The sequence below is a fragment of the Alienimonas sp. DA493 genome, assembly GCF_043951915.1.
Taxonomy (GTDB): domain Bacteria; phylum Planctomycetota; class Planctomycetia; order Planctomycetales; family Planctomycetaceae; genus Alienimonas.
The window spans coordinates 1-22,152 of the sequence record NZ_JBINJD010000061.1 but is presented as its reverse complement, the minus strand read 5'-3'; the positions used below and the strand labels follow the sequence as shown (position 1 = coordinate 22,152).

The 22,152-nt window shown below is 72.0% G+C and carries 15 protein-coding genes and 1 pseudogene; 10 read left to right on the top strand and 6 right to left on the bottom strand.

Annotated elements, in window-relative coordinates:
* Positions 1–424: 424 nt before the first annotated feature.
* Entirely contained in the window at positions 425–616 is a 192-nt protein-coding gene (locus ACG2DA_RS11185) for a hypothetical protein (protein WP_395255729.1), read from the top strand.
* 133 nt (positions 617–749) lie between these two features.
* Here the strand turns inward: ACG2DA_RS11185 and ACG2DA_RS11180 are convergent, their stop codons facing one another.
* The 3 genes from ACG2DA_RS11180 to ACG2DA_RS11170 all read right to left on the bottom strand — a co-directional run bounded on the left by ACG2DA_RS11180 (position 750) and on the right by ACG2DA_RS11170 (position 5,234).
* Positions 750–2,087: a DUF1501 domain-containing protein gene (locus ACG2DA_RS11180; RefSeq protein ID WP_395255728.1), complete on the bottom strand. Its 1,338-nt coding sequence runs from the start codon at positions 2,085–2,087 to the stop codon at positions 750–752.
* Positions 2,088–2,170: 83 nt separating this feature from the next.
* On the bottom strand, positions 2,171–4,099 hold the full coding sequence (locus ACG2DA_RS11175) for a DUF1549 domain-containing protein (protein ID WP_395255726.1): 1,929 nt from the start codon (positions 4,097–4,099) through the stop codon (positions 2,171–2,173).
* A 169-nt stretch (positions 4,100–4,268) separates the two neighbouring features.
* Positions 4,269–5,234, bottom strand: coding sequence for a histone deacetylase (locus ACG2DA_RS11170; protein WP_395255725.1), 966 nt, complete (start codon positions 5,232–5,234; stop codon positions 4,269–4,271).
* 196 nt (positions 5,235–5,430) lie between these two features.
* Here ACG2DA_RS11170 and ACG2DA_RS11165 point away from each other — a divergent pair, with 196 nt between their 5' ends.
* Positions 5,431–6,891, top strand: a complete 1,461-nt coding sequence (locus ACG2DA_RS11165; protein WP_395255723.1) for a hypothetical protein — start codon at positions 5,431–5,433, stop codon at positions 6,889–6,891.
* A 40-nt stretch (positions 6,892–6,931) separates the two neighbouring features.
* Here the strand turns inward: ACG2DA_RS11165 and ACG2DA_RS11160 are convergent, their stop codons facing one another.
* Entirely contained in the window at positions 6,932–7,654 is a 723-nt protein-coding gene (locus ACG2DA_RS11160) for a Uma2 family endonuclease (protein WP_395255721.1), read from the bottom strand.
* Positions 7,655–7,743: 89 nt separating this feature from the next.
* Here ACG2DA_RS11160 and ACG2DA_RS11155 point away from each other — a divergent pair, with 89 nt between their 5' ends.
* Positions 7,744–9,189 carry a hypothetical protein gene (locus tag ACG2DA_RS11155; protein WP_395255719.1) on the top strand — a complete coding sequence of 482 codons (1,446 nt, stop codon included), beginning with the start codon at positions 7,744–7,746 and terminating at the stop codon, positions 9,187–9,189.
* A gap of 132 nt (positions 9,190–9,321) precedes the next feature.
* On the opposite strand, the gene ACG2DA_RS11150 is transcribed toward ACG2DA_RS11155, so the two are convergent.
* A complete protein-coding gene (locus ACG2DA_RS11150) occupies positions 9,322–10,857 on the bottom strand; it encodes a hypothetical protein (protein ID WP_395255717.1) in 1,536 nt (511 codons plus the stop codon).
* Between the two features lie 113 nt (positions 10,858–10,970).
* Between ACG2DA_RS11150 and ACG2DA_RS11145 the strand changes: the two genes are divergently transcribed.
* The 5 genes and pseudogenes from ACG2DA_RS11145 to ACG2DA_RS11125 all read left to right on the top strand — a co-directional run.
* A complete protein-coding gene (locus ACG2DA_RS11145; RefSeq protein ID WP_395255715.1) occupies positions 10,971–12,062 on the top strand; it encodes a hypothetical protein in 1,092 nt (363 codons plus the stop codon).
* Between the two features lie 68 nt (positions 12,063–12,130).
* The gene (locus ACG2DA_RS11140; protein WP_395255713.1) at positions 12,131–13,141 is read left to right on the top strand and encodes a glycoside hydrolase family 43 protein; all 1,011 of its coding nucleotides are present in this window, start codon (positions 12,131–12,133) and stop codon (positions 13,139–13,141) included.
* A gap of 119 nt (positions 13,142–13,260) precedes the next feature.
* Positions 13,261–14,697: a glycoside hydrolase family 76 protein gene (locus tag ACG2DA_RS11135; protein WP_395255711.1), complete on the top strand. Its 1,437-nt coding sequence runs from the start codon at positions 13,261–13,263 to the stop codon at positions 14,695–14,697.
* A 112-nt stretch (positions 14,698–14,809) separates the two neighbouring features.
* A complete protein-coding gene (locus ACG2DA_RS11130) occupies positions 14,810–15,907 on the top strand; it encodes a redoxin domain-containing protein (protein WP_395255710.1) in 1,098 nt (365 codons plus the stop codon).
* A 156-nt stretch (positions 15,908–16,063) separates the two neighbouring features.
* Positions 16,064–17,692, top strand: a pseudogene (locus ACG2DA_RS11125) (FAD-dependent oxidoreductase); the annotation flags it as partial.
* A gap of 108 nt (positions 17,693–17,800) precedes the next feature.
* Here the strand turns inward: ACG2DA_RS11125 and ACG2DA_RS11120 are convergent.
* Positions 17,801–19,057, bottom strand: a complete 1,257-nt coding sequence (locus ACG2DA_RS11120) for a sulfate adenylyltransferase (protein ID WP_395255708.1) — start codon at positions 19,055–19,057, stop codon at positions 17,801–17,803.
* 416 nt (positions 19,058–19,473) lie between these two features.
* Between ACG2DA_RS11120 and ACG2DA_RS11115 the strand changes: the two genes are divergently transcribed.
* Both ACG2DA_RS11115 and ACG2DA_RS11110 read left to right on the top strand, forming a co-directional pair.
* Positions 19,474–20,865, top strand: a complete 1,392-nt coding sequence (locus tag ACG2DA_RS11115; RefSeq protein ID WP_395255706.1) for a glycosyltransferase — start codon at positions 19,474–19,476, stop codon at positions 20,863–20,865.
* The coding region (locus tag ACG2DA_RS11110) for a glycosyltransferase (protein WP_395255704.1) at positions 20,852–22,152 on the top strand (1,301 nt) is incomplete at its 3' end. The genes ACG2DA_RS11115 and ACG2DA_RS11110, both read left to right, overlap by 14 nt.

Sequence of the window (22,152 nt, the reverse complement as noted above, 5' to 3'; positions counted from 1 at the left end):
TAGCGGGATGTGGAAACCTCGGCGGATCGCCGAGGGACTTCCGGACGCCGCGAGTTGGTCCTGCCGACCCGAACAGGAGGTTCGGGAGAAACGACAGACGAGCTCCGCGGAGACGGATTTGTGAACATCGATGACTATCGACGCTCCGGCGTCCTGTCAAGCATTGGCATCCGTCGCCCCTGATACTTTTGCGTCGGCGGCACGACCGGCAGCGGCGTCGATTCCGCTCCGTTCCGCTCCGTTCCGCTCAACCGCAGCGTCGGGATCCGTCCGCCCGGACCTCCCCAAACCTTCGTCGACGTTCGTTCGCCCCGCGCGGCGCCTTCTCCGACTTCGACCGCGTGACTGGCGGACGAAGGGAAAGCGATCTTACATTGACGTTCCCTTTCCTGTCCCGTCCCCCGAAATCCGTTCGGAGTCTTCCATGCCGCGTTCCGCCGCACGTCTGTCCGCCCTCGCCGTCCTGCTGTGCCCGTTGGCGCCCCTCGCCCTGGTGGGATGTTCCGACGTTCAGGACGGGGAAGTGCCCTACGATGAATCGACCGCAATGACGCCGGAGGAGCAGGAGGCGTTCGACGAGGAATACCTCGAGGAGAACTCCGCGGTCAGCGACTAAGACCCGCGTGCACTGAGAAACCCCTGTTCGGGTGAAGAAACCGGCCCCGCCCGAGTTCGCTCGGGCGGGGCCGTTCTTTTGGGTTCAGATTCTCAGCCGCTGTCCGCGGGCGGCCCGACGCATGGGGCGCCGCTCAGGCGAACAGTTCTTCCACCACCTCGCCCTTGTCGACCACCCGCAGCGGGCGGCCCAGCGGGGAGAGGTGCTCGTGGTCGGCGTCCACGCCCAACGCGTGGCAGCAGCTCCGCAGCAGGTCGTCCACCCGCACCGGGCGGTCGGCGACGGCCATGCCGTCGGCGGTGGTGGCGCCGATCACCTGGCCGCCCCGCACCCCGCCGCCGGCCAGCACGCTGTTGAAGGCCTTCGGAAAGTGGTCACGACCGCCGCGGGCGTTCACCTTGGGGGTGCGGCCGAACTCGCCGGTCCACAACACCAGCGTGTCGTCCAGCAGACCGCGGTCCTTCAGGTCCGCGATCAGGGCGCTGAAGGCCGGGTCGACTTGGGCGGCGTTGGCGGCGACGCGGTTGAAGTTGTCGTCGTGGGTGTCCCAGCCGCCCATCCGGACCTCGACGTAGGTCACGCCGGCCTCGACCAGCCGGCGGGCCAGCAGGCAGCCGCGGCCGAACTCGCTATCGCCGTAGCGCTCTTGGACGCTCTGCGGTTCGTCGTCGAGGGTGAACACGTCCAGATTCGGGTCCAGCATCAGGTCGCCGGCCTGCTGGTAGATCTCCCGGTGGTTCTTCACCACGGCGGCCCCGCCGCGGCGGGCGAAGGAGCCGTCCAGCTTGTTCATCAGGGCCAGCCGGTTCCGCACGCGGCGTTCGTTCAACTCGCCCGCCGTCGGCAGAACGTTCGGGGGGAGTTGCCCGGCCCGGCCGACGTTCAGCGGGTCGTACTGCACGCCGAGGAACCCGCCGCCGTACAGCTCCCCGCCCCGCCCGCCGCCGATGGTGACGGACGCCGGCAGGTTGAAGTCCTCCGGGGCGATCTGCTGGAGGATGCCCGCCGCGACCGACGGGTGCCGCACGCTGCCGGTGGGGGCGTAGCCGGTGTGCAGCTGATAGCTGGCCCGCTGGTGGTTGCCCTCGTTGTTGGTCATGGAGCGGATCACCGCCAGATCGCCGGCCGCGGCGGCGAGGTTCTCCCAGCCCTTGGCGAACTCGACCCCGGGGATCGCGGTGGCGACGGTCTCGGTGCCGCCGCCGTTCTCGTGGTCCGGCTTGGGGGAGAAGGTCTCGAACTGGCTGGGAGCCCCGGCCATCCAGAGCACGATCATCGCCTTGCCCCGCTTCCGCATCCCCTCCGCGTCCGCGGCGAGCGCCGCGGAAAAGGGCAGCGACCCGCCCAGGCCGAGCGTCGCGGCCCCCGCGGCGGAGTACATCGACAGGTCCCGCAGGAACCGGCGGCGGGTGAAGGTTCCGCGGGCGGCGCGGCCGGGGGCGGGGGACAGGTGAGCGTGCGGGGCGAACATCGGGGGGCGGGGCGGGAGAGAAAACGGGGGCGGGTCGTTCGCCGCCCTCTTGGAGGGCGGCAAACGCGTGACTCACACGAAGTTCAGCGACGCGTCAGGAATTCCGCTCCGTTCAGCAGGGCCCAGGCGACGTCCTCGAAGCCGCTCGCCCGGTCCGGGGCCGCTGCGACGTACTCCAAGGCGACGGTGCGCTCCTCCTCCGTGGGTTCGCGGACGAGAATCAGCCGGTACAGCGCCCGGACGGCGTGGACGTCGCTGGGGTTTTCGTACAGCAGGACCGCCAGCAGGCCGTTCGCCGAGGCGAGCCGGTTCGTCAGCAGGCCGTTCATCAGGGCCAGCGCCTGCGGGATGTCGCCGTTGAGGTCCTCCCGGGCCGTGCTGGGATCGAACCCGAAGGTCTCCTCCAGCGCCCGCGACGCCGCGGGGCGGGGGTCGGGCGTGCCGTACGCCCCCGCCCGGCGGCCGCGGCGGCCGCCGGCGTTCAGGCGGTCCAGCCCCGTCTCCAGGTCCCCGTTGCCGGCGACGTGGGCGACGCTGTTGTAGATCTGGTGGGCCCGCAGCCGGACCGGCCAGGCGGCCGCGAACGCCGGGGCGTCGGCGTCGATCGCCCGGCTGTAGAGGTCCGTCAGGCAGATCGCCCGGATCAGCCACCGCAGGTCGTGGTCGTTGGCGACGAAGCCTTCGGCCAGAACGTCCAGGGCCGGCTCCAACCGCACGCTGCGGTCCGGGCCGATGTCGTCCACCGGGGTGTAGAAGCCCTCGCCGGTCAGCTGCGTGAACACGCGGTTCACGACGGCCTTGGCGAACCATTCGTTGCCGGTGATCAGGTCCGCGGCGACGGCCCGGCGCTCCGCGTCCGGCAGGCCCGGCTCCGAGGCTTCGCCGGTCAGGAAGAACGCCGGGTCGATCGGCGTGCCCGGCTCCTCGGGGTTCTCCAGGTCCGGCATGAAGTGCTCGCCGGCCCGGGTGTTGGCCAGCAGAGCGGCGGGAACCTTCAGGTCCCGCACCTCGTCCCGACTGAGCTTCCCGTCGCCGTCCCGGTCGGCGGCGGCGAGGACGCGGTCGGCCCGGCGACGGGCGGGGGTCTTCTGCAATTCCTCCAGCGAGAGCCCGCCGTCGTTGTCGGCGTCGAGGAAGCGGAACCGGCGGGTCAGCGCCTCCCGCAGGCGCTTCACGCCCTGTTCCGCCTGGCCCCGATCCCCGCCGGGGGCGTTCACGCTGGCGACCTCGAACGTCCGCCGCGGTTGGCCGTTGGGCAGCTTCTCCGGCAGGTCGACCCGCCGCAGACGGATGCGGGGGAAGTAGGCGGCGAGGGTGTGGAAGTCCTCGCGCTTCCAGCGGTCGTAGGGGTGATCGTGGCACTCGGCGCACTGGATCTGCACCCCGAGGAAGATGCGGCTGGTCTCCGCGGCGACCTCCCCGCCGGCGGCCCCCTGGGCGAGGATCAGCCCGGTCGCCCCGTTCTCGCCGATCTCTCCGGTGGCGGTGATCAGCTCCGTGGCGATCTCGTCCCAGCCGCGGCCGGCGGCCAGCTGCTCGGTCATCCAGGCTTCGAAGACGTGATCGCTGCGGGCGGCCCGCTGGTCGGTGGCCCGCTTGAAGATCACGTCCCGCCAGTACGCCGCCCAGTTGGCGGCGTAGCCGGAATCGTCCAGCAGGGCGTCGAGGGCGACGGCCCGGTCGCCGCGGTCGGCGGCGTCCATGCGGGCGAAGTCGGCCTGCTCCGCGGGGGTCGGCAGGCGGCCGGCCACGTCCAGCGTGAGCCGCCGCAGCAGGTCGTCGTTCGCCGCGATCGGCGCCGGGGAGAGCGCCTCGTCCGACAGGTACGCCGCGACCGCCGCGTCCACCGCCGCGGCCGCCCGCACGGCCGACGGCGCCGGGGCGCCGCCGGGCCGGCCCGTCGCCTCCGCCGGTTCCACCGGCTCCGCCGCCGGGCAGGCGACGCTCAGAGCCAGCAGGAACGGCGCCGCGAGGGCGAACAGACGACCGGGGGGGGGCTGCGGCGGGCGCATCAACGGGGCGGAGCGGGAGGATTGGAGCCGAGAGCGATCGGTCTCAGTAATTCAACAATTCAACCCGCGGCGAACCGGCCGGTAACGTCGAAAAAATCTCGATCGCATGAGAATGGACCGATTTGTCCGCCGACGGCCCCCGGGGAGGTGTCGCATTTTCGCACTGTCGTCATTCGGACGACGCCCCGCCGGCCGCCAACGCCGCCAGATGGATCGTCACGCCCTCGGCGAGTTGGGCGGGGTCGTAGCCGCCCTCCAGCAGGCTGACGATCCGGCCGTCGGCGTGAGCGTCAGCGACCTCCACGACCGCGGCGGTCAGGGCGGCGAAGTGCTCCGGTTCGAGCCCCAGATCGCCCACCGGGTCGCCGCGGCGGGCGTCGAAGCCGGCGGAGAGGATCACCAGCTCCGGCCGGCAGGCGTCCGCCACGTCGGCGAGCGCCGTGCGGAACCGGCCGACGATCGTGTCCGGCGGGGTGCCGAAGGCGGTCGGCAGGTTGCGGGTCGCGCCCAGTCCGGCCCCGGCGCCGGTTTCGTCCTTCGCCCCGCTGCCGGGGTAGAAGGGGAAGCGGTGCAGGCTGAGGAAGTGCACGTTTTCGTCTTCGTAGAAGGCGTCCTGCGTGCCGTTCCCGTGGTGCACGTCCCAGTCGACCACCAGCACGCGGTTCAGCCCGTGGGCGGCCCGGGCGTGGGCGGCGGCGAGGGCGGCGTTGGCCAGCAGGCAGAACCCCATCGCTCCGCGGTCCACGAACGGTCGGGCGTGGTGCCCCGGCGGCCGCACGGCGCAGAAGGCCCGCACGTCGCTTTCCGCGACGACCGCGTCCACCGCCGCCAGTCCGGCCCCCGCGGCGCTGCGGGCGGCGTCCATCGACCCGGCGGTGAGGGCGGTGTCGGCCTCCGCCCGGCCCCCGCCGCCGTTCGCCAACTCCTCCAGCCAAGCGAGATGAGCCGCCGGGTGCAGCCGGGCGAGGGCGTCGTCGGTCGCGGGGGCATGCTCGCGGCGGGTCCAGCCGTTCGTCGCGGCCTGATCGAGAACCGGGGCGAGGGCGTTCAGCCGGGCCGGCCGCTCCGGATGGCCGGGGCTGAGGGCGGTCGGGTCGTGGCGCGCGTGGCCCGGGGTGTGGAAGAGGAGGTTCATCCGGGTCGGTGGGGGCGGACGGGGGCCGAGCGGGGAACCGATCGGAGGGACGCAGCGGGAGAGACCGGCGCAGCGGCGTTCCCGCCGGCGCCGATGCGACTCCGGGCGCGGAGGGACGTTGACCGCCGTCGATTCGCCCGGAAGACTAACCCACCGTCGCGTTCTGCGGCGCTCCGCCGCTCGTTCCGAGAGTTCCATGCGTCGTCCGTCGTCCCGTTCGCTGCCGTTCGTCCGGTCGCTGTCGCCCCGTGGCGGATTGGCGCTGGGGGGCCGGTTCGCGCTGGCCCTGGCGGCGACGCTGGCCGTCGCCCCCGCGGCGTTCGCGCGGCAGGCCGCCCCGGACAGCCCGGCGGCGGAACTCGCCGAGGAGGCCGCTCAGCCGGACGCCGCCGCGGCGGACCCGGAGGCCGGCCCCAAAACCGGCCCGCCGCTGCCCCGCGGCATCCAGCCGCCGCCGAACAAACCGGCGAGCATGACGACCGTCACCCCGCTGGCGAGTCCCGAGGAGCTTGAGCAACTGGGGTTTGCCGTCCGGCAGGCCCGCTACCGGGACGTGCTGGAAGTCGGCCCGACCAACGCGGACAACCGGGCGGTCATTGAAAACTGGGCCAAATGGCGGGTCGCCCAACTCACCGGCCCGGCCCCGCCGGAGGAGGTCGAGGAGGACGAGGCGGAAGAGGGCGAGGAGCCCGAGCCGCCCGGCCCGATGGTCGAGGACCGCCGCGCCCTCGCCGCCGCGGTGGCGGAGCTGATCCGCGAGGCGAACCGCAACGTCGGCCCCCGCCGGGGCGGCCGCGGCACCGAGGAGATCCGCCTGGCGGTCTTCCCGATCCTCGCCGCGGAGGTGGTCAAGCTGAAGGACAATCACCTCGTGCTGCGGACGCAGGCGATCAAGATCCTCAGCCGGTTGGAGGTGTCCGGCGACGGCAGCCCGAGCAACCCGATCCGGCGTTACGGCCCCGCCCTCGGCCCGCTGCTGGAAATCTACAAGGCGACCGGCGACGCGGAGCCGGAGCTGGCCGTGAAGTATCAGGCGGCCGCCGCGATCGCCTTCGTGGCGGAGTACGGCCGCAACGTGCCGGGCCAACTGCAGTTCGAGGCGGCCAACCTGTTCGCCGACGACCTCGTCGCCCACCCGGAGTACCCCGGCTGGATGCAGGGCGGTCTGGCCGCCGCGGTGGCTCGGCTGAACCTGCGGGAGCCGACCCTCCTCCGCAAGCTGCTGACCGTCGTGCAGGACGAATCCCGCCCGTTTGAGGCCCGCACCCGGGCCGCGATGGCGCTGGTCCGACTGCCCGGCGCCCCCAGCGACGTGAAGAGCGCCCTGCCGGGGGCGTTGGAGGAGCTCGGCCGGGCTATGGCGAAAAGCTACAACACCCGCCCCTCGCCGGAGCACGTGGAGAACTTCCGCACGCTGGAGTTCGCATTCAAACCTCTGGCCCCCAGCGAGGTGCCGCGCCTGTCGAACACCGCGATCCTCACCGGGGAGTCCGTCCCGTCGGAACTGCTGGCCGCCTACGGCCGCCTGCACCCGTTGGTGAAGCACGTGGCGAACCAGAACCTCGCCGCCCCGGTGAACCGCTGGACGCCCATCCCCGCCGACCTGCTCGCCAACGCCGGCGTCGAGGCCGCCCCCGCCGCCAACGCCGGCAGCTGACGACCCGGTTCGTTCCCCGCCCGGTCCGGCGCCGACCCGCTCAGGCGGCCGGGCGGGCGAACAGTTCCGCCAGCGGGACGGCGAAGCCGGGCAGCACGGGGTCGCCGGAGAGGGTGTCGCCGTTTTCGGCGGACAGCTCCCGCGAGGCGTCCGGCGCCGTCCAGACGACGACGGTCCGCGTCCCCGGGTCCGCTTCCCACACGACCTCCACGCCCGCGGCGAAGTAAATTCGCCGCTTCAGTTCCATCTCCCGCCGCGTGTTGCCGGGGGAGAGGACCTCCACAACCAGCGCCGGCGGCACGTCGCTGTAGCCGCGCTCCCGGAGGCCGTCGGGGCGATCTTTCAGCCGCGTGAACGAGGCGTCCGGCGCCCGCAGCCCGTCCGAGAAGTCGAAGAACCCGTCGGCGGGATGGACGTAGCCGAGGCCGCCGTCCTCCGCGAAGTTGCCGAGAAGGCGGAAGAGCTTTCCACCGAGCCAGGAAGAGAGGTCGCTCACGGCTTTGCGGATCAGGGTGCCGTCGATCAGTTCGTACAGGCCGTCGCCGCGGCGGTTGGCGGCTTCCCAATCCTCCCGGGTGGCGGCGCCGGGGCGGGGTTCGTTCAGCACCCGGGCGGCCGGCAGCGGGCCGAATCGCTCCGCCAAGTCCGTCAGCGTGAGTCCCGGGGCCGCGGACGCGGAGCGGGCGGTCCGGCGGGGGGGCGTCGTCGGCGGGGCGACGGACGGCGGTTCGGTCGGCGGCGGGGCGGCGGTCGCGAGGGACATGCCGCCAGTCTAACGCTGCGGGGCGCGTGGCGGGGCGTTCGCCGACGGTCTAACGTCGGGCGTTCGTTCCGCATTGAGCGCCGACGCCCATGGCCGGTCCCACCCGTCGTCAGTTCCTGCAAACCGCCGCCGGGGCGGCGCTCGCCGCCGGATTCTCCCCGCGGGGCGCCGCCGCCCGGGCCGGCGCCGCGGCGGACGCGGCGCCGCGGGGCGTGACCGTGCTGTCGCCCCGGGGGCGCGTGCCGCTGTCGTTCGTGATCGACGATTCGACCTGTCTGGTGAACCTCGGCCGGTTCGCCACCCCGCAGTTCGCCGAGGCCTGGCCGGGGCGGAAGGACTACCAGAAACCGTGGCAAAGCTGGCCGGCGGAGATCCCGGACGCCTTCGTCCGCTCCTTCGGGGAGTGGTGCGCCGAACGGGGCGTGCGGGGCAAATACAGCGTCGTGCCGTACCCGGCCTGCGTCGGCTGGTTAGACCGCACGCTGCCGGGGTGGTCCGCCCAGGCCCTCGCCGACAGCCTGGCGCTGGTCCGCGACCTGATGCTGCCGAACTGGGACGTTCACCCGGAGATGCTCACCCACACCCGGGTGATTGATCTCAAGACCGGCCGCCCCAAACCGCTGACCGGCCCGGCGGATATGGAGAACTGGTATCCCGGCCGCGACGCGGGCGTGTCGACGGACGAACTGGCGGCGTACCTCGCCGCGTCGCTGCGGGTGTTGAAGAACTGCGGGCTGCCCTGCACGGGCGTGACCACGCCGGGCGGCTTCGGCAACGGCGTGGAGGACCGCCTCGCCGTCGCCGTGCGGCAGGCCGTGGGGGACGTCTTCGGCGGGGAGAACGAGTTCGGCGGGGCGGACGAGCCGGGCGGGACCGTCCGCCACTTCTTTAAATACGTCCGGCTGGGCGACGACCCGGTCGCCGCGGAGGTGCGGGACGTTCAAGGATTGGAAGCGGGAGCGCCGGAGTGCGTCGTCACCGTGCCGGCCGCCACGGGCGACTGGTTCGGCGGGTGGACCGGCGACGACCCGCTGCGGGACGAACTCTACTGCAACGCCGACGCCACCGGCGGCCGGATGGTGGAGCTCATCGAGCGGGGCGACCCCGCGGTGATGCTCTGCCACTGGCCGGGTCTATATAATCACGGCGCCGAGACCGGCTTCGCCGCCTTCCGCCGCATCGTCACCGCCCTGCACGAGCGGTTCGACGATCGGGTCCTCTGGATGAAGCTCAGCGAGATCGCCCGCCACGCCGCGGCGAAGCAGTTCACCACGATCGCCCGCGACGGCGGCGACGTATTGCTGGACGCCCCCTTCGCCTGTCCGCAGTTCACCCTGCAAATTGAGGCCCCCGCTGACCGGCTCCCCCCGCGGCTGGAGCGCCGCGGCGACGGGCCGGCCGCCGTTCAGGAATTGAAAGAGGTCGCCGACGCGGCGGCCCTGGATCAAAACACCTGGCGCCGCACGCCGGAGGGGACGGTCGTCTGCTTCGACCTGCCGGCGGGCCGCTCCGCGGTGCGGTTCGGGGCGGGGTAGGCGGCGGTTCCGTCGCCCTCTCAGAGCACCAACCCGAAGCGTCAGCGAGGGCGAGCGACGTGGCCGCGTCCGCTGCGCGGACGTCCCTCGCTGACGCTTCGGGTTAATCGGATTCTCGCCCTCAACCTCCCTTTACGCCTTGAACGCCTCGCGGGTGCGTTGGACGAGGGCGTTGTCCGGGCGGGCGGAGCCCTGCAATTTGAAGACGTTCGCCGCCAGGAAGCGGTCCCGCCACGCCGGGGAGACTTTGTAATAGTCCTCCAGCACGGCGGAGCTGAACTTATAATCGTGGGCGTCGTTCCCCTTCAGATAGACGAGCACCCGGGCGGCGTCGATCAACGATTCCGCCGAGTTCCCCGCCTGCAGATAGCCCAGCGTCGACGCCGCGGCGGCGAGGGGGTCGCCGTCGATCTGGGCGAAGATCCGCCCGATCGCCTCCTCCGGCGGGCCGTCGAGCGCGGCCGGCTGGAGGGCTTCCACGTTCAAATCCCGCACCGCGCCGCGGCCGTGCATGGCGTCGCGGAACATCGGCAGGAACGCGGCGTTTTGCAGCAGGACCAGGCGGCGGGTCTCGTCGTCGCCGCTGGCGTCGTAGGCGTACCGCAGGGCGTTGGTGGTGGTGAGGGCGTGCAGGGCGACGATCCCCGGCTGCCGCATGAGGAGTTCGCCGGCCCCCACCAGCAGGCCGTCCCAGACGGATTGCGGGGAGACGCCGCGGTTTAAAATCTCGACGGTCAGGTCGCAGACGGCCTCGTTGGCGTCGGACCGCAGGGCCGCCAGCAGTTCCTGCGTGGCGCCGTCGTCGAGCTTGCCGTCCCGCCAGTCGGGGCGGATCTGCGTCAGTCGCTGTTGATTGGTGCGGAAGGGGCGGTCGGCGTCGGCGTCGCGGCCGGCGGGGTTGTCGCCCTCGTGCATCAGCAGGGCGTAGGCCAGCGACCGCACGACCGGCTCGGCGTGTCGCCAGCCGATGCAGTGCAGCGTCCGCCGGCTGTTCGCCACGAAGATCGCCTTGTGCCCGATCGAGCGGAAATCCCGGGCCCCGTAGCGGAAGAAGCGTTCGTAGACCTCATTTTCCCCGGCGGCGCGGGCCAGGCCGGCGGCGGCGACGTCCGCGGCCGATTCGTCCCAGCCGTCCATCGCCGCGGTGAACGCGGCGCCCGCCGCAGTGGAGCCCGGCACGGCGGATTCGTCCACCGACTGCATCGTCCAATTCCCCTCCCGCACGTCGCGGGCGGCGGCGCTTTTAAAATAATCCAGCGCCCAGAAGATCGGCAGCCAGCGGTGCTGCGGCGGGGAGGCCAGGCTCGCCAGGTGGGCCGAATTGACCACCAGCACGGCGTGGAATTTATGCCCCACCGAGGGCCGCGGCTGCACGTTCCGCACGCCGGCCAGTTGCAGGGCCGCCAACAGTTCGCGGTAGCTCAACCCCTTCTCGATGCGGGCGGCGACCTCCTCCAGCAGGCGCTCCCGCGGGGTGTCTTCGATGAGCCGCACGGTCGGTTCAATGCCGGAGTCGAACTGCACCGTGCTCGGGTCGACGCGGGCCTCCTCCGCGAAGACCGGCCGCAGGCGGCTCAGGAACGCCGTGTCGCCCAATCCCAGCAGCGAGGCGGCGCCGGCGGTCGAGGTGAGGAAGTTGCGGCGGGAGGGGGAACGTTGAAAGGACATGGTCCTCTCCGGCGGGGGGCACGAGCGCGCTGCCCGGCCATCCTACTCGGCCGGACGCGTCGGCGGGGGCGTCCCCCGTCGGCCCCGACCTGGCGACCGGGTATTCTGCCGGGATGTCGTCGCCCGCCCCCCGCCATACGCCCGCGTTTTACGGCCCCGACGCCGCTTCCACGGTCGCCGCCGCCCTCGAGGACGGCGACGCCCCGACCGCCGACGCCCCCCTCGAAGCCCCCGCCGGGCAGCGGGAGGAGTGCGTCCGCAAACTCGCCGAGCGCGCCGACCTCTCCCCCGAGGAGGCCGAGGCGCGGGTGCGCGAGGGCGCCTACGCCTACGAGCAGGCCGCGAACCTCGCCCGCGGCGGCAAGGTCGAGGGGCTCGCCTACGACCCGACGACCGACCGCGTCGTCTGCCGGGCGCCGGGCGGGGTGACGGAGACGATCCGCCGGGCCCAGACGGTCTGGGCGGAGGCTTATACGGAAGCCCAGGACGACGAGAGTTGGGGCGACGGCCCGCTGGGCACGGCGGCGGCGCTGGCGGAGCGGGGGGCCTCCGCGGTGGGCGGGGCGATCGGCTGGGTCTGGGGCGAGGCGAAGGGCCGCACGACGAAGCGGCTGGCCCGGGCGGCGTTCGGCAAGAACCCCGCCGTGCTGATGTTCGCCGCCGGACCGAGCGTCTACCGGGCCCTCGTCACCGGCGAGTCCTCCTGGCGGCAGGCGACGAAGGATCTCTTCGAGGCCGGCGCCGTGACGGCCGGCGGGGCCGCGGGCGCCGCCACCGGGGCGGCGGTCGGGGCGACGTCGCTGTTTTTCATTCCGATCCTCGGTCCGCTGGTCGGCGGGGCGGTCGGCGGATTGGCCGGCGGCTGGATCGGCGCCGGCTTCGGCGAACGCGGCGGACAGATCATCGCCGACAACTTCGCCCCGGACGACGCCGACGCCCTCCGCCCGCTGGCCCAGGAGGAACTCGCCCGCCTCGCCTACCTCCACGCCCTCGTCCCCGCGGAGGTGGACCGGCTCAAGACCGCCGCCGAGGCCCTGACGACGGAGAAACTGCTGCGGACCTGGTTCAAACTCTACGATCGCACGCTGGACGAATCCGGCCGGGACCCCGCCGCGGAGGCCGTGCGGGACGCGGCCCGGAAGGCGTACCGCCCGCTGTTGGAGGAGATCGTCGCCGCCCGCCCGGTCGTCCCGCCGGCGAGGTAACCGGCGGGGTGACACGCCGGCCTCCGCGGGTAAGCTCAGTCGCCCCCTTCCAAAACTGAGCGACCTTGATGCCCGAAACGTTGCGCCTGCTCCCCGCCGTTGTGCTGCTCGCCGTCCCGTTCGTCGGCTCGGCGTTCGCCGGGGAGGGGGACGGGGCCGCCGAGACCTCCGGCAACCCGTTGTTCGACGGCTGGTACGCCGATCCGGAGGGCGTCGTTTTCGGCGATCGCTACTGGATCTATCCCACGTATTCGGCCCCCTACGACGAGCAGACGTTCTTCGACGCCTTTTCGTCGAAGGATCTGGTGCGCTGGGAGAAGCACGAGCGCGTTCTCGAAAAGAAGAACGTCTCCTGGGCGCGGCGGGCGATGTGGGCGCCGTCGGTGGTCGAAAAGAACGGCCGCTATTATTTCTTCTTCGGCGCCAACGACATTCAAAACGACGAAGCCGTCGGCGGGATCGGCGTCGCCGTCGCGGACTCGCCGGCGGGGCCGTTCAAGGACTACCTCGGCAAACCGCTGATCGACCGGTTCCACAACGGCGCTCAGCCGATCGATCAATTCGTGTTCCGGGCGCCGGACGGGACGGACTACCTGATTTACGGCGGTTGGCGGCGCTGCAATATCGCCAAATTAAACGACGATTACACCGGCTTCGTTCCCTTCGAGAACGGCGAAATTTTCAAAGAGATCACGCCGGAGGGCTACGTCGAGGGGCCGGTGATGTTCGTGCGGAACGGCCGGTATTACTTTATGTGGTCCGAGGGCGGTTGGACGGGGCCGGATTACAGCGTGGCGTACGCCGTCGCCGACTCGCCCTTCGGTCCGTTCGAACGGATCGGCAAGGTTTTGCAGCAGGACCCCGAGGTCGCCACCGGCGCCGGGCATCACTCCGTCATCCGGGCGCCCGGAACCGACGAATGGTACGCCGTCTATCACCGCCGCCCCCTCGGCGAGACGGACGGCAACCACCGGGTCACCTGTATCGACCGCATGACCTTCGACGAGAACGGCCGGATCGAACCGATCACGATCACCGACGAGGGCGTCGCCCCGCAGCCGTTGGAGTCGTCGGAGTAGCGCGTCGCCGCCCGGCCCGCCGCCGGGGTGGCCGGGGGCGGGTTCGTCCGTAGCCTTTCACGCCGGCTCCCGGGCATCGGGAACCGTGCGGACCGTCCCCCGTGATCGAACGCCGCTCGATGATTCGTCAGTCCGACCGCCCCGTCTTCCGGGTCTTCGTTCGTCCGGCGAGCGGGGCGTTGTGCGTGTTGGCGCTCGTCTGCGGCGTCGCCCCGGCGGCGGTTTCTTTGGACGACGTGACCGCGGCGGCCGGCGACGCGGCGCACCCGGCCCCGCCGCCCGGCGGGTGGGCGGCGGAGGCGGAGCGGCTGACCCGGCGGGTGCGGGAGGCGTTTTGGGACGAGGAACGCGGCCGATACGTCTCGCCCGTCGCGGCGGAGGGCACGGTCCGGACGGGCGACGAACGCGGCCGGTATTACGGCCACACGCTCTGGCCGCTGACCGACGCGTTCCGCATGCTCGCCGCCGCCGAGGCCGCCCGGCCGGGGGAGTACCGGCAGGACCTCGAAGACGCCTTCGCGGCGCTGGAGCGGTACTACGACCCGTCGCGGTCCGCCTACAACGCTTGGTTCTTCGGCCCCGGGAACCTCGACAGCTACAGCGACGACAACGCCTGGCTGATCATGGGCTTCTGCGAGGCGACCGTCGCCACCGGCGATCGCCGCTACGCCGACCGAGCCGCGGAGGTGATGGAGAACTACGTCCACGCCGAGTGGCGGGACGACGACGGCCCGCTGGGCATGCGGTGGGGCTTTCGCCCTGACGGCCCGCCGCACCAGAACCAGCGGGCGGCGATCAGCGCCTCCACCGCGGCGGTCGCGGCGCTGAAGCTGGCGGACCTCGGCGTTCGGCCGGAGGAAAATGTCGAGCGGGCGGCAACCTATCTCGAATGGGTGGAATCCACCTGCGTCACCCCTGACGGCCTGACCGCCGACGGCCTCAAACGCGACGGCGACGAATGGCGCCTGGACGGCCGCTGCTGGTCCTACAACACCGGCCTGACGCTGATCGGCACGGCGCTGCTGTACGACCGCACCGGCCGGCCGGAACTCCGCGCCCGGCTGAAACGCACCGCGGACGCGGCGATCGACCGCGACGGCGCCCTCTATGACGAGGCGATCACCGACCCCGCCCGCCGTTACCCCGCCGACACGGCCTTCTTCATCCCCCACCTGATCGAGGGCCTCGCCGTCGCCGCCGAGACGCTGGACGAACCGAAGTACCGGGCCGAGGCGGAACGCACCGCGGCCTACCTGTACCGCTACGTCCGCGACCCCGCCGACGGCCTCTACTTCCGCAACGCCCGGCTCCGCCGGATCGACGCGACCCGCGACGCCCTGTTTCGGGAGCAGTGGGCCGGGGCGTTCGACCCGAACCGCGCCGCCTACCGCCCCGCCGGCGACGAACGCGTCCAATCCCGCCGCCGCTGGCGGGACCGCGGCGACCGGGCCGAGCGCCCGCTGGTCAAAACCCTGCTCCCCAGCGCCGCCGTCGCCCGGATGTACTGGACGCTCGCCGCCACGGCCGACGACGCGCCGCCGCCCGCGACCGACTGACGCTCCGGAAGGTCGGGGGAGGTTCCCTGCCGCCGGTCTCGTGCCACGGCATCGCGGCTCCCGCTCATTCACGTCGTCCCGCCCCCGCCCGACTCGACCCGAGCCGAACGCCGTGCCCGCCGGCCTCGCCCTCGCCGCCTGCCTCAGCGCCTTCCAGCCGCCGGCGGCGGAGCTGGACCGCCCCGCGGCGCCCGACGCCGCCCTCGCCCCGCAGCGTCTCCTCGCCCTGCTGCACGCCCCCGAGGTGCATCGGGAGCTGGGCCTCACGGCCGAGCAGGTGCGGGGGCTGGAGGAATTGTTCACGGAGACCGACGGCCCATGGTTCCGGTCGCGGAACCTGCCGGAGGCGAAACAGCGCGAGGTGATCAGCGGCCTCGAAGATCGCGTTCACGAATGGCTGGCGAATCAGGCCTCCGCCGAGCAACGCCGACGACTGCGGCAGCTGGAATACCAGGCGCTGGGCACGCGGTCCCTGTTTCGCGAGGAGCTCGCACGGCAACTGGACCTCCGGGACGCGCAGCGGCGCCGACTCGCCGAACGCGCCCGGGCGACGGACGCGGCTCAGCGGCAGCTCCAGCAGGCCCGGCTCCGGGGCGAAGCGACGGAGCGGCTCGAGGCCGACGCCCGGGCCGCGGCCGAGGCCGAACGGGCCGCCCCCGGCGAGGTCCTCCGCCCGGAGCAACAGCGGGCTCTCGGTCTCGCGCTGGGCGAACCGTTTAATGTGACCGGTCTGACGCGGGTCTACCCGACGGCCCCGGAGTTGGAGCCGGTGGAAGACTGGATTAATTCAAAGCCGCTGACGCTCAAAGACCTCCGGGGGAAGGTGGTGCTCGTGCACTTCTACGCCTTCCAGTGCCACAATTGTCACGCCAATTTCCCGATTTATAACCGCTGGCACGAGACGTACGACGAGGACGAGGTGGTCGTGCTCGGCATCCAAACCCCGGAGACCGCCCGCGAACGGGACCCCGCCGCCGTGCGGGCCGCCGCGAAAGAGCGCGGCTTGGACTTCCCGATCCTCGTCGACCTGGAGTCGAAGAACTGGGACGCCTGGAGCAACACGATGTGGCCGACGGTGTACGTCGTCGATCAGGAAGGCTACCTCCGCGGCTGGTGGCAGGGCGAGTTGAACTGGCAGGACGCGACGGGCGACGAAACGATCGAGGCGCTCGTGGACGGTCTGCTGACGGCGGGCGCGACGACTCAATAAAAGGCGATCTTCGGCGACGGCCGCGACGCGGCGATCCGACGGCCCGGCGGTCGACGCCGAATTGCGAGCGGGCGGTGCCGTGCGGTAGCGTGGGGCCGAGACCGATCCGTCCTCACTAAGAATCCCCTGCCGTCGCCCGCCGGGGGAAAGCTCGTCATGAACCGAGCCGCACAGTTCATAGCGTCGCTGCTGATCTTCTGCTGCGGCGCCCCGTCCGCGGCGGCGGCCGGGCCGCCGGGCGAGAGCGAGCCGCGGCGGGCGGAAGTGATCGTCTACGGGGCGACGCCGGGCGGGTTCTGCGCCGCGATCGCCGCGGCCCGCGAGGGGGCCTCGACGCTGCTCATCGAACCGACCGACCACGTCGGCGGACTCAGCACCGGCGGGTTGAGCCACTGCGACTCCAATCAGATGGTCCGCAGCACGGTCATGGGGCTGTTCCACGAATGGCACGTGCGGATCGCGAAAGATTATACGGATCGCGGCCTTCCGGCCCCCTACGACCCGACGGTCAAAGATCAGTCCCGCTGGACGTTCGAGCCGCACGTCGCGATGCGGGTGACCCGGCAAATGTTGGAGGAAGCCGGCGTCGTCACCCTGACGGGGCGCGTGCTGCAATCTGTGGAAAAGGAGGGCGCCCGGATCACGTCGCTGACAACGAACGACGGCGTGTTCGCCGCTGAGGCGTTTGTCGACGGCACCTACGAGGGCGACCTGATGGCCGCCGCGGGCGTCGACTGGACGGTCGGCCGCGAAGGCCGCGACGAGTACGGCGAATCGCTGGCTGGCAAGCGGTATCCCAAATCGTTGATGAAAATCGACGGCTTCGGCGACGACGGCGAACCGCTGCCGCTCGTCACCACGGCCGACGCCGGCCCAGAGCGGGCCGGCGACGACCACGTGATGACCTATAGCTTTCGTCTCTGCCTCACGCGGGACCCGGCGAATCGGGTGCCGATGCCGGCGCCGGCGGACTACGACCCCGCCCGCTTTGAAATCGTCCGCCGGGCCTTGAAGGCGGGCGTCGGCGGCGTCGGCTTCGACCTCTACCCGCTGCCGGGCGGGAAGCTGGACGGCAATAATTCGATCGGCGGGCAGTTCTCGCTCGGCCTGGTCGGCGGCGCCGACGACTGGCACGCGGCCGACGCGGCGGAACGAGCCGAAATCTGGGAGGAGCACAAGCAATACACGCTGGAGTTCATCCGCTTCCTGACGACCGATCCCGCCGTGCCCGAGAACGTCCGCCGAAACTACGCCGGGCTCGGACTGTGCAAAGACGAATTTCAGGACCACGACCATTTCCCGCCGGCGTTATACGTCCGCGAATCGCGGCGGATGCGGGGGCTCCACGTGATCAGTCAGAAAGATATTTTAGAAGAGCCGGCAAAGGACGACCCGATCGCGATTTCTTCCTTCCCGATCGATTCGCACGACTGTCAGCGGGTCGCTCGGAAGGGCGAGGGGGTGATTAACGAGGGCACGATCTTCCCCGTGCGACGGCGGACGCCCAAGCAGGGTTACGCCTACCACGTGCCGTACCGCGCGATTCTGCCCCGGGCCGAGCAGGCGGAGAACCTGTTAGTGCCGGTGGCGCTCTCCTGCACGCACGTGGGCATCTCGTCGCTGCGGATCGAGGGCACGTGGATGATCGTCGGCCAATCCGCCGGCGTCGCCGCGGCCCTGGCCGCGGCGAGCGACGTTCCGGTCCAGGAGCTCCCGTACGCCCGACTCCGCGAGCGATTGCTGGGCCAAGGGCAGGTGTTGGAGTTGCCGGAGGTCCCGATGCCGGCGGGAGACTGACCGCTGCCTCGCATTTGACGAGCGGCGAAAATAAGAACGCCGAGGCCCCGCGGGGCCTCGGCGTTACGACGCGAGTTCAATGCTCGGGCGTGGGAACTACGCCTTCATCGCCTCGGCGAGGATCTTGCTGGTGCCGGGACGCATGATGCGTTCGTCGACCTGCTCGCCCTGTTGCAGGGTGGCGCGGACCTGCTTGCCGCTGATGAAGACCGGCTTCTCGTCCGGGTGGTTCTCCATCAGGTCGACCCGGCCCATGCTCTCGTAGTAGGCCGCGAAGCCGACCTTGAGGGGCTGGATCTTCAACTCGCCCTTGAGGTTGTCGAAGATCTCGTGGGCGTCGAAGTCGCCCCAGATGGCGGTGCCGTCGGCGAAGGGGGCGTCGGCGTGTTTGCGGCCGATGACGATGTGCGTCAGGCCCATGTTCTGCCGGTAGATGGCGTGCATCACCGCTTCCTTCGGGCCGCCGTAGAACATTTTAATGTCCAGGCCCAGCAGGATGACGCGGTCGGCGACCTCGCCGCCGACTTTCTGCCACAGCTCCGCGTCGCTGTCGCCCTCGCCGAGGCCCTTGTCGGCGATCAGCTGCTCGTACGTCTGCATGCGGATCTCCGCGGAGACGTCGTCGCTTTTGGTCTCGCCGACCAGCGGGTTCAGCACGGCGCCGGCGTTCTTGCCCTCGCGGAGCAGCGTTTCCAAGCCGTAGACCAGGGCGTACTCGTGGGCCCGGTGCAGCGGGTTGCGGGTCTGGAAGCCGACGACGGCGTCCCAGCCCTTCTCCGCGACGACCTTCCGCACTTCCTTCGGCGAGAGCACGTACTGGCCGAACGCCGGGTTCTTCGGCTGGGGCAGGGCCCGCAGGGTGCCGCCGAACAGGTGGGTGGCCTCGGCGTCGCCCTCCATCACCATCTGACCGCCGGGGTGGTCGGTCCGCTCGGTGCCGTAGACGGCTTTGACGTACTCGGCCTTGTCCCAGGGGTAGACGTCCTCGACGTCGACCGTGGCGACGATCTCGCCGTCGGGGCCGGTCAGGGCGACGGTCTGGCCGGCGAGGACCTTGGTGGACAGCTCCTCGGTCAGCGGGAAGGCGATCGGGATCGTCCAGGCGTAATCGAACCCGTTGTGGGTGATGACGCTGTCGCTGAGGACCTTGTCGTAGACGGCCTTGGTCATCGGCCCGGTCAGGGGCGAGAGCGTACCGTCGGCGATCCGGTAGACGCTGGAGAGGTCCGCGGCGCTGACGGGCACCTGCGGAAGCTCCGCGGCGGCCTTCTTGAAGTCTTCGACTTCGGCGGCGGGGACGGTACGGTCGACGGGCTCGGCGAGGCCGCCGTGCGGGGGAATGAGGTCGGCCATCGGGGGGAGCGTGCGGGCGCGGGGTTCAGGTGCGATGAAGGCGCGGGAGTGTGGGGCGCCCGCCGCGGGGCTTCAAGGGCGAGGGGCCGACCGCCGCCCGGACCGCCGTCCCGAACGCCCCCGGGCGGGTTCTCCGGCCGGTTCCCGGCTGGCGCTCGGCCGGGGGCCCGGCGCTCTCCCGCGGCGGGAGAGCGGTGCGCAGAGAGGTTCGGGGGGTTGGGGGAATCTTCAGGAATCGGTCGACTGGGGTGGCCGGGCGGTTCCGATGGCGTCGGGAATGGCTACGATGCCGCCCGCCGGAGGCGCTGAACGGTTCCGATGCGGACCCTTCAGTCCGAAAAAACGCCCCCGGGGTCCGTCGAGCGAGGCGTCCCTCCCCGACGCGAGTCGTCCCGCCGTTCCGTACCCCGCGCCGTATGTTGTCACCGTCCACGGAGGTTCTCGCCGGGCCGGAGGTGCGGGTCCCGAAGGTCCGGGTACGTCCTGACGCCAAGACCGTCGGCGGCCGGCCGGTCGAGGGCTTGCCCCGGCGGCGGGACGTGGCCCGCCTGGGCGTGGCCCACCTGGGCAAGTACTACGCGCCGGCCCGCGGGGGGATCGAATCGCACGTGCGGGAGCTAGCCGCCGGGCTGGCGGAGCGGGGCCACCGGATCGCGGTGCACGCGGTGAACTGCGGCGGGAACGCCTCGGGCGGCGGGCGGGCGCTGACTTTGGGCCGCACCCGCAGCCGGCGGTTCGAGGACGACGGCGTCGACGTGACCCTGCACGGCCGCCTCGGCAACGTCATGAAGCTGGACGTCTGCCCGCGGCTGGCGATGGAGGCGAACCGCCTGCTGGCGGGTCCGGAACGCGAGCGGGCGGCGTCCGGACGGGGCGCGCGGGTCGGACGGTTGTGCGAGCCGACCGACAACCCGCCGGACCTGCTGCATTTGCACGTCCCGAACCCGATGATGATGTTCGCCCTGGCCCGCAGTCGGTTCCGGGGGCCGACGGTCGTCACCTATCACAGCGACATCATCCGGCAGTCGCGGGCGGCGGCGCTGCTGCGGATCATGGAACGTAAGGCGCTGCAACGGGCGGGGGCGATTCTGGTCTCCAGCGCGGAGTACGCCCGGGCCTCGCCGGTGCTGCGGGAGCACGCCGACCGCGTGCGGGTGGTGCCCTTCGGCATCGACCTGGCCCGGTTCGCCGGTCTCGATCCGGTCGCGGAGAAGGCCGCGGACGTTCTGCGGTCCCGGCACCCCGGCCCGCTGTGGGTGATGGTCGGGCGGATGGTCTACTATAAGGGGCACGAGGTCGCGGTGCGGGCGCTGCGGGACGTGCCGGGGACGCTGCTGATCGTGGGGGACGGGCCGTTGGCGGAGCGGGTCGAACGCGTCGCGCAGGGGTGCGGCGTCGCCGACCGCATCGTCTTCCACCCCAACGCCGACGACGCCGCCGTGCGGGTCGCCCTTCGGGCCGCAACCGCCCTCTGGTTCCCCAGCACGCACCGCAGCGAGTCGTTCGGGATCGCCCAGATCGAGGCGATGGCCAGCGGCTGCCCGGTGATCAACACCGCGATTCCCGGCTCCGGCGTGCCGGCGGTCAGCGTGGACGGCGTCAGCGGGCTGACGGTCGCCCCCGGCGACGCCGCCGCCCTGGCCCGGGCCGCGAATCGGCTGGCGGAGTCCCCCTCGATGCGCCGCGAACTGGCCGACGGCGCCCGCCGCCGGGCCTTCGCGGAGTTCGACCGGGACCTCATGCTGGGCCGCGTGGAGGCGATTTACGAGGAACTGACCGATCGAGCGGTCCGTCATGGTGGTCGCTGATCCCCCGCCGCCTCTCGCCGACCCCTCGCCCGCCGCGACGGGGAACGCCGCCGCGACCGGGAACGCCGCCGTGACGGGCGACGCCGCCGCGGAACCGGCGGCCGCGTCCGGCGTCGGCCCCCGGGGGCGGACGGCGCCGCGGTCCTCGTCGGCCCGGCCGTTCCGCCTGCTGCACGTCTACAGCGGGAACCTGTACGGCGGGGTGGAACGCCTGCTGGAAACGCTGCACGCCCAGGAAGCCCGGGGCGGCGAACGGGGCGACCGGAAACGGACCGCGGGCGAGCCGGCCGGGGGGCTGCGGCAGGACTTCGCCCTCTGCTTCGAGGGCCGGCTGAGCGAGCGGCTGCGGGCCGCCGGCGGGCGGGTGTTCGACCTCGGCCCGGTGCGGCGGCGGGCCCCGTGGACCGGCCTGCGGGCCCGGCGGCGGCTGGCGGAACACTTGCGAACCGCCGCGGCCGAGGAGCGGCCCTACGACGCGCTGCTGTTCCACAGCTTCTGGCCGCTCGCCATGTTCGGCGCCGTCTCGCGGCGGACGCCCCGCCTGTTGTGGGTGCACGACGACCCCGACTCCGCCCACTGGACCTTCCGCCGGGCGATGGCCCGCGGGGCGGACGGCGTGATCTTCAACAGCGAGTTCGTCCGCGACCGCCCCGCGTCCCGGCTGCTGACGAAAGGGCTGGGCGTTGCGCAGAACCGCGACCGGCTCGTCCGCTATCCCGTCCCCGCCCCGCCGGCGACGGCGCCGGAGCGCCGGGCGGCGGTCCGCCAGGAACTGGGCGTCGGCGACGCGGACGCGCTGCTCCTCATCGCCGCCCGGTTCGAACCGTGGAAGGGGCACGAGCTGTTGCTGGAGGCCCTCGGCCGGCTGCGGGACGTGCCCGGCTGGACCTGTGCGATCGCCGGCGACGCCCAGCGCCGCGTGGAGCGGTCCCGGATGGCGGCGCTGAAGACGCGGGCGGCGCGGTTGGGCGTCGCCGACCGCCTGCGGTGGTTGGGGCACCGGGACGACGTGCCGGCGCTGATGAGCGCCGCGGACGTCTACTGCCAGCCGAACGTCGGCCCGGAACCGTTCGGGATCGTGTTCGTCGAGGCCCTGTACGCTGGCTGCCCGGTGGTGACGACGGCGATCGGGGGCGGGCGGGAGATCCTGAAGCCGACCGGCGCCGCGGGCCGGACCCCCGTCGGCGGGGTCCTCACCGGCATCGACGCGGCGGCGGTGGCGACGGCGTTACGGTCGCTGATCCGGGATCCCGGCCGCCGCCGCGGGCTGGGCGCCGGCGGCCCGGC

Coding starts and splice junctions, on each gene's coding strand:
- ACG2DA_RS11185 (WP_395255729.1), top strand. CDS start 425: ATGCCGCGTTCCGCCGCACGTCTGTCCGCCCTCGCCGTCCTGCTGTGC.
- ACG2DA_RS11180 (WP_395255728.1), bottom strand. CDS start 2,087: ATGTTCGCCCCGCACGCTCACCTGTCCCCCGCCCCCGGCCGCGCCGCC.
- ACG2DA_RS11175 (WP_395255726.1), bottom strand. CDS start 4,099: ATGCGCCCGCCGCAGCCCCCCCCCGGTCGTCTGTTCGCCCTCGCGGCG.
- ACG2DA_RS11170 (WP_395255725.1), bottom strand. CDS start 5,234: ATGAACCTCCTCTTCCACACCCCGGGCCACGCGCGCCACGACCCGACC.
- ACG2DA_RS11165 (WP_395255723.1), top strand. CDS start 5,431: ATGCGTCGTCCGTCGTCCCGTTCGCTGCCGTTCGTCCGGTCGCTGTCG.
- ACG2DA_RS11160 (WP_395255721.1), bottom strand. CDS start 7,654: ATGTCCCTCGCGACCGCCGCCCCGCCGCCGACCGAACCGCCGTCCGTC.
- ACG2DA_RS11155 (WP_395255719.1), top strand. CDS start 7,744: ATGGCCGGTCCCACCCGTCGTCAGTTCCTGCAAACCGCCGCCGGGGCG.
- ACG2DA_RS11150 (WP_395255717.1), bottom strand. CDS start 10,857: ATGTCCTTTCAACGTTCCCCCTCCCGCCGCAACTTCCTCACCTCGACC.
- ACG2DA_RS11145 (WP_395255715.1), top strand. CDS start 10,971: ATGTCGTCGCCCGCCCCCCGCCATACGCCCGCGTTTTACGGCCCCGAC.
- ACG2DA_RS11140 (WP_395255713.1), top strand. CDS start 12,131: ATGCCCGAAACGTTGCGCCTGCTCCCCGCCGTTGTGCTGCTCGCCGTC.
- ACG2DA_RS11135 (WP_395255711.1), top strand. CDS start 13,261: ATGATTCGTCAGTCCGACCGCCCCGTCTTCCGGGTCTTCGTTCGTCCG.
- ACG2DA_RS11120 (WP_395255708.1), bottom strand. CDS start 19,057: ATGGCCGACCTCATTCCCCCGCACGGCGGCCTCGCCGAGCCCGTCGAC.
- ACG2DA_RS11115 (WP_395255706.1), top strand. CDS start 19,474: ATGTTGTCACCGTCCACGGAGGTTCTCGCCGGGCCGGAGGTGCGGGTC.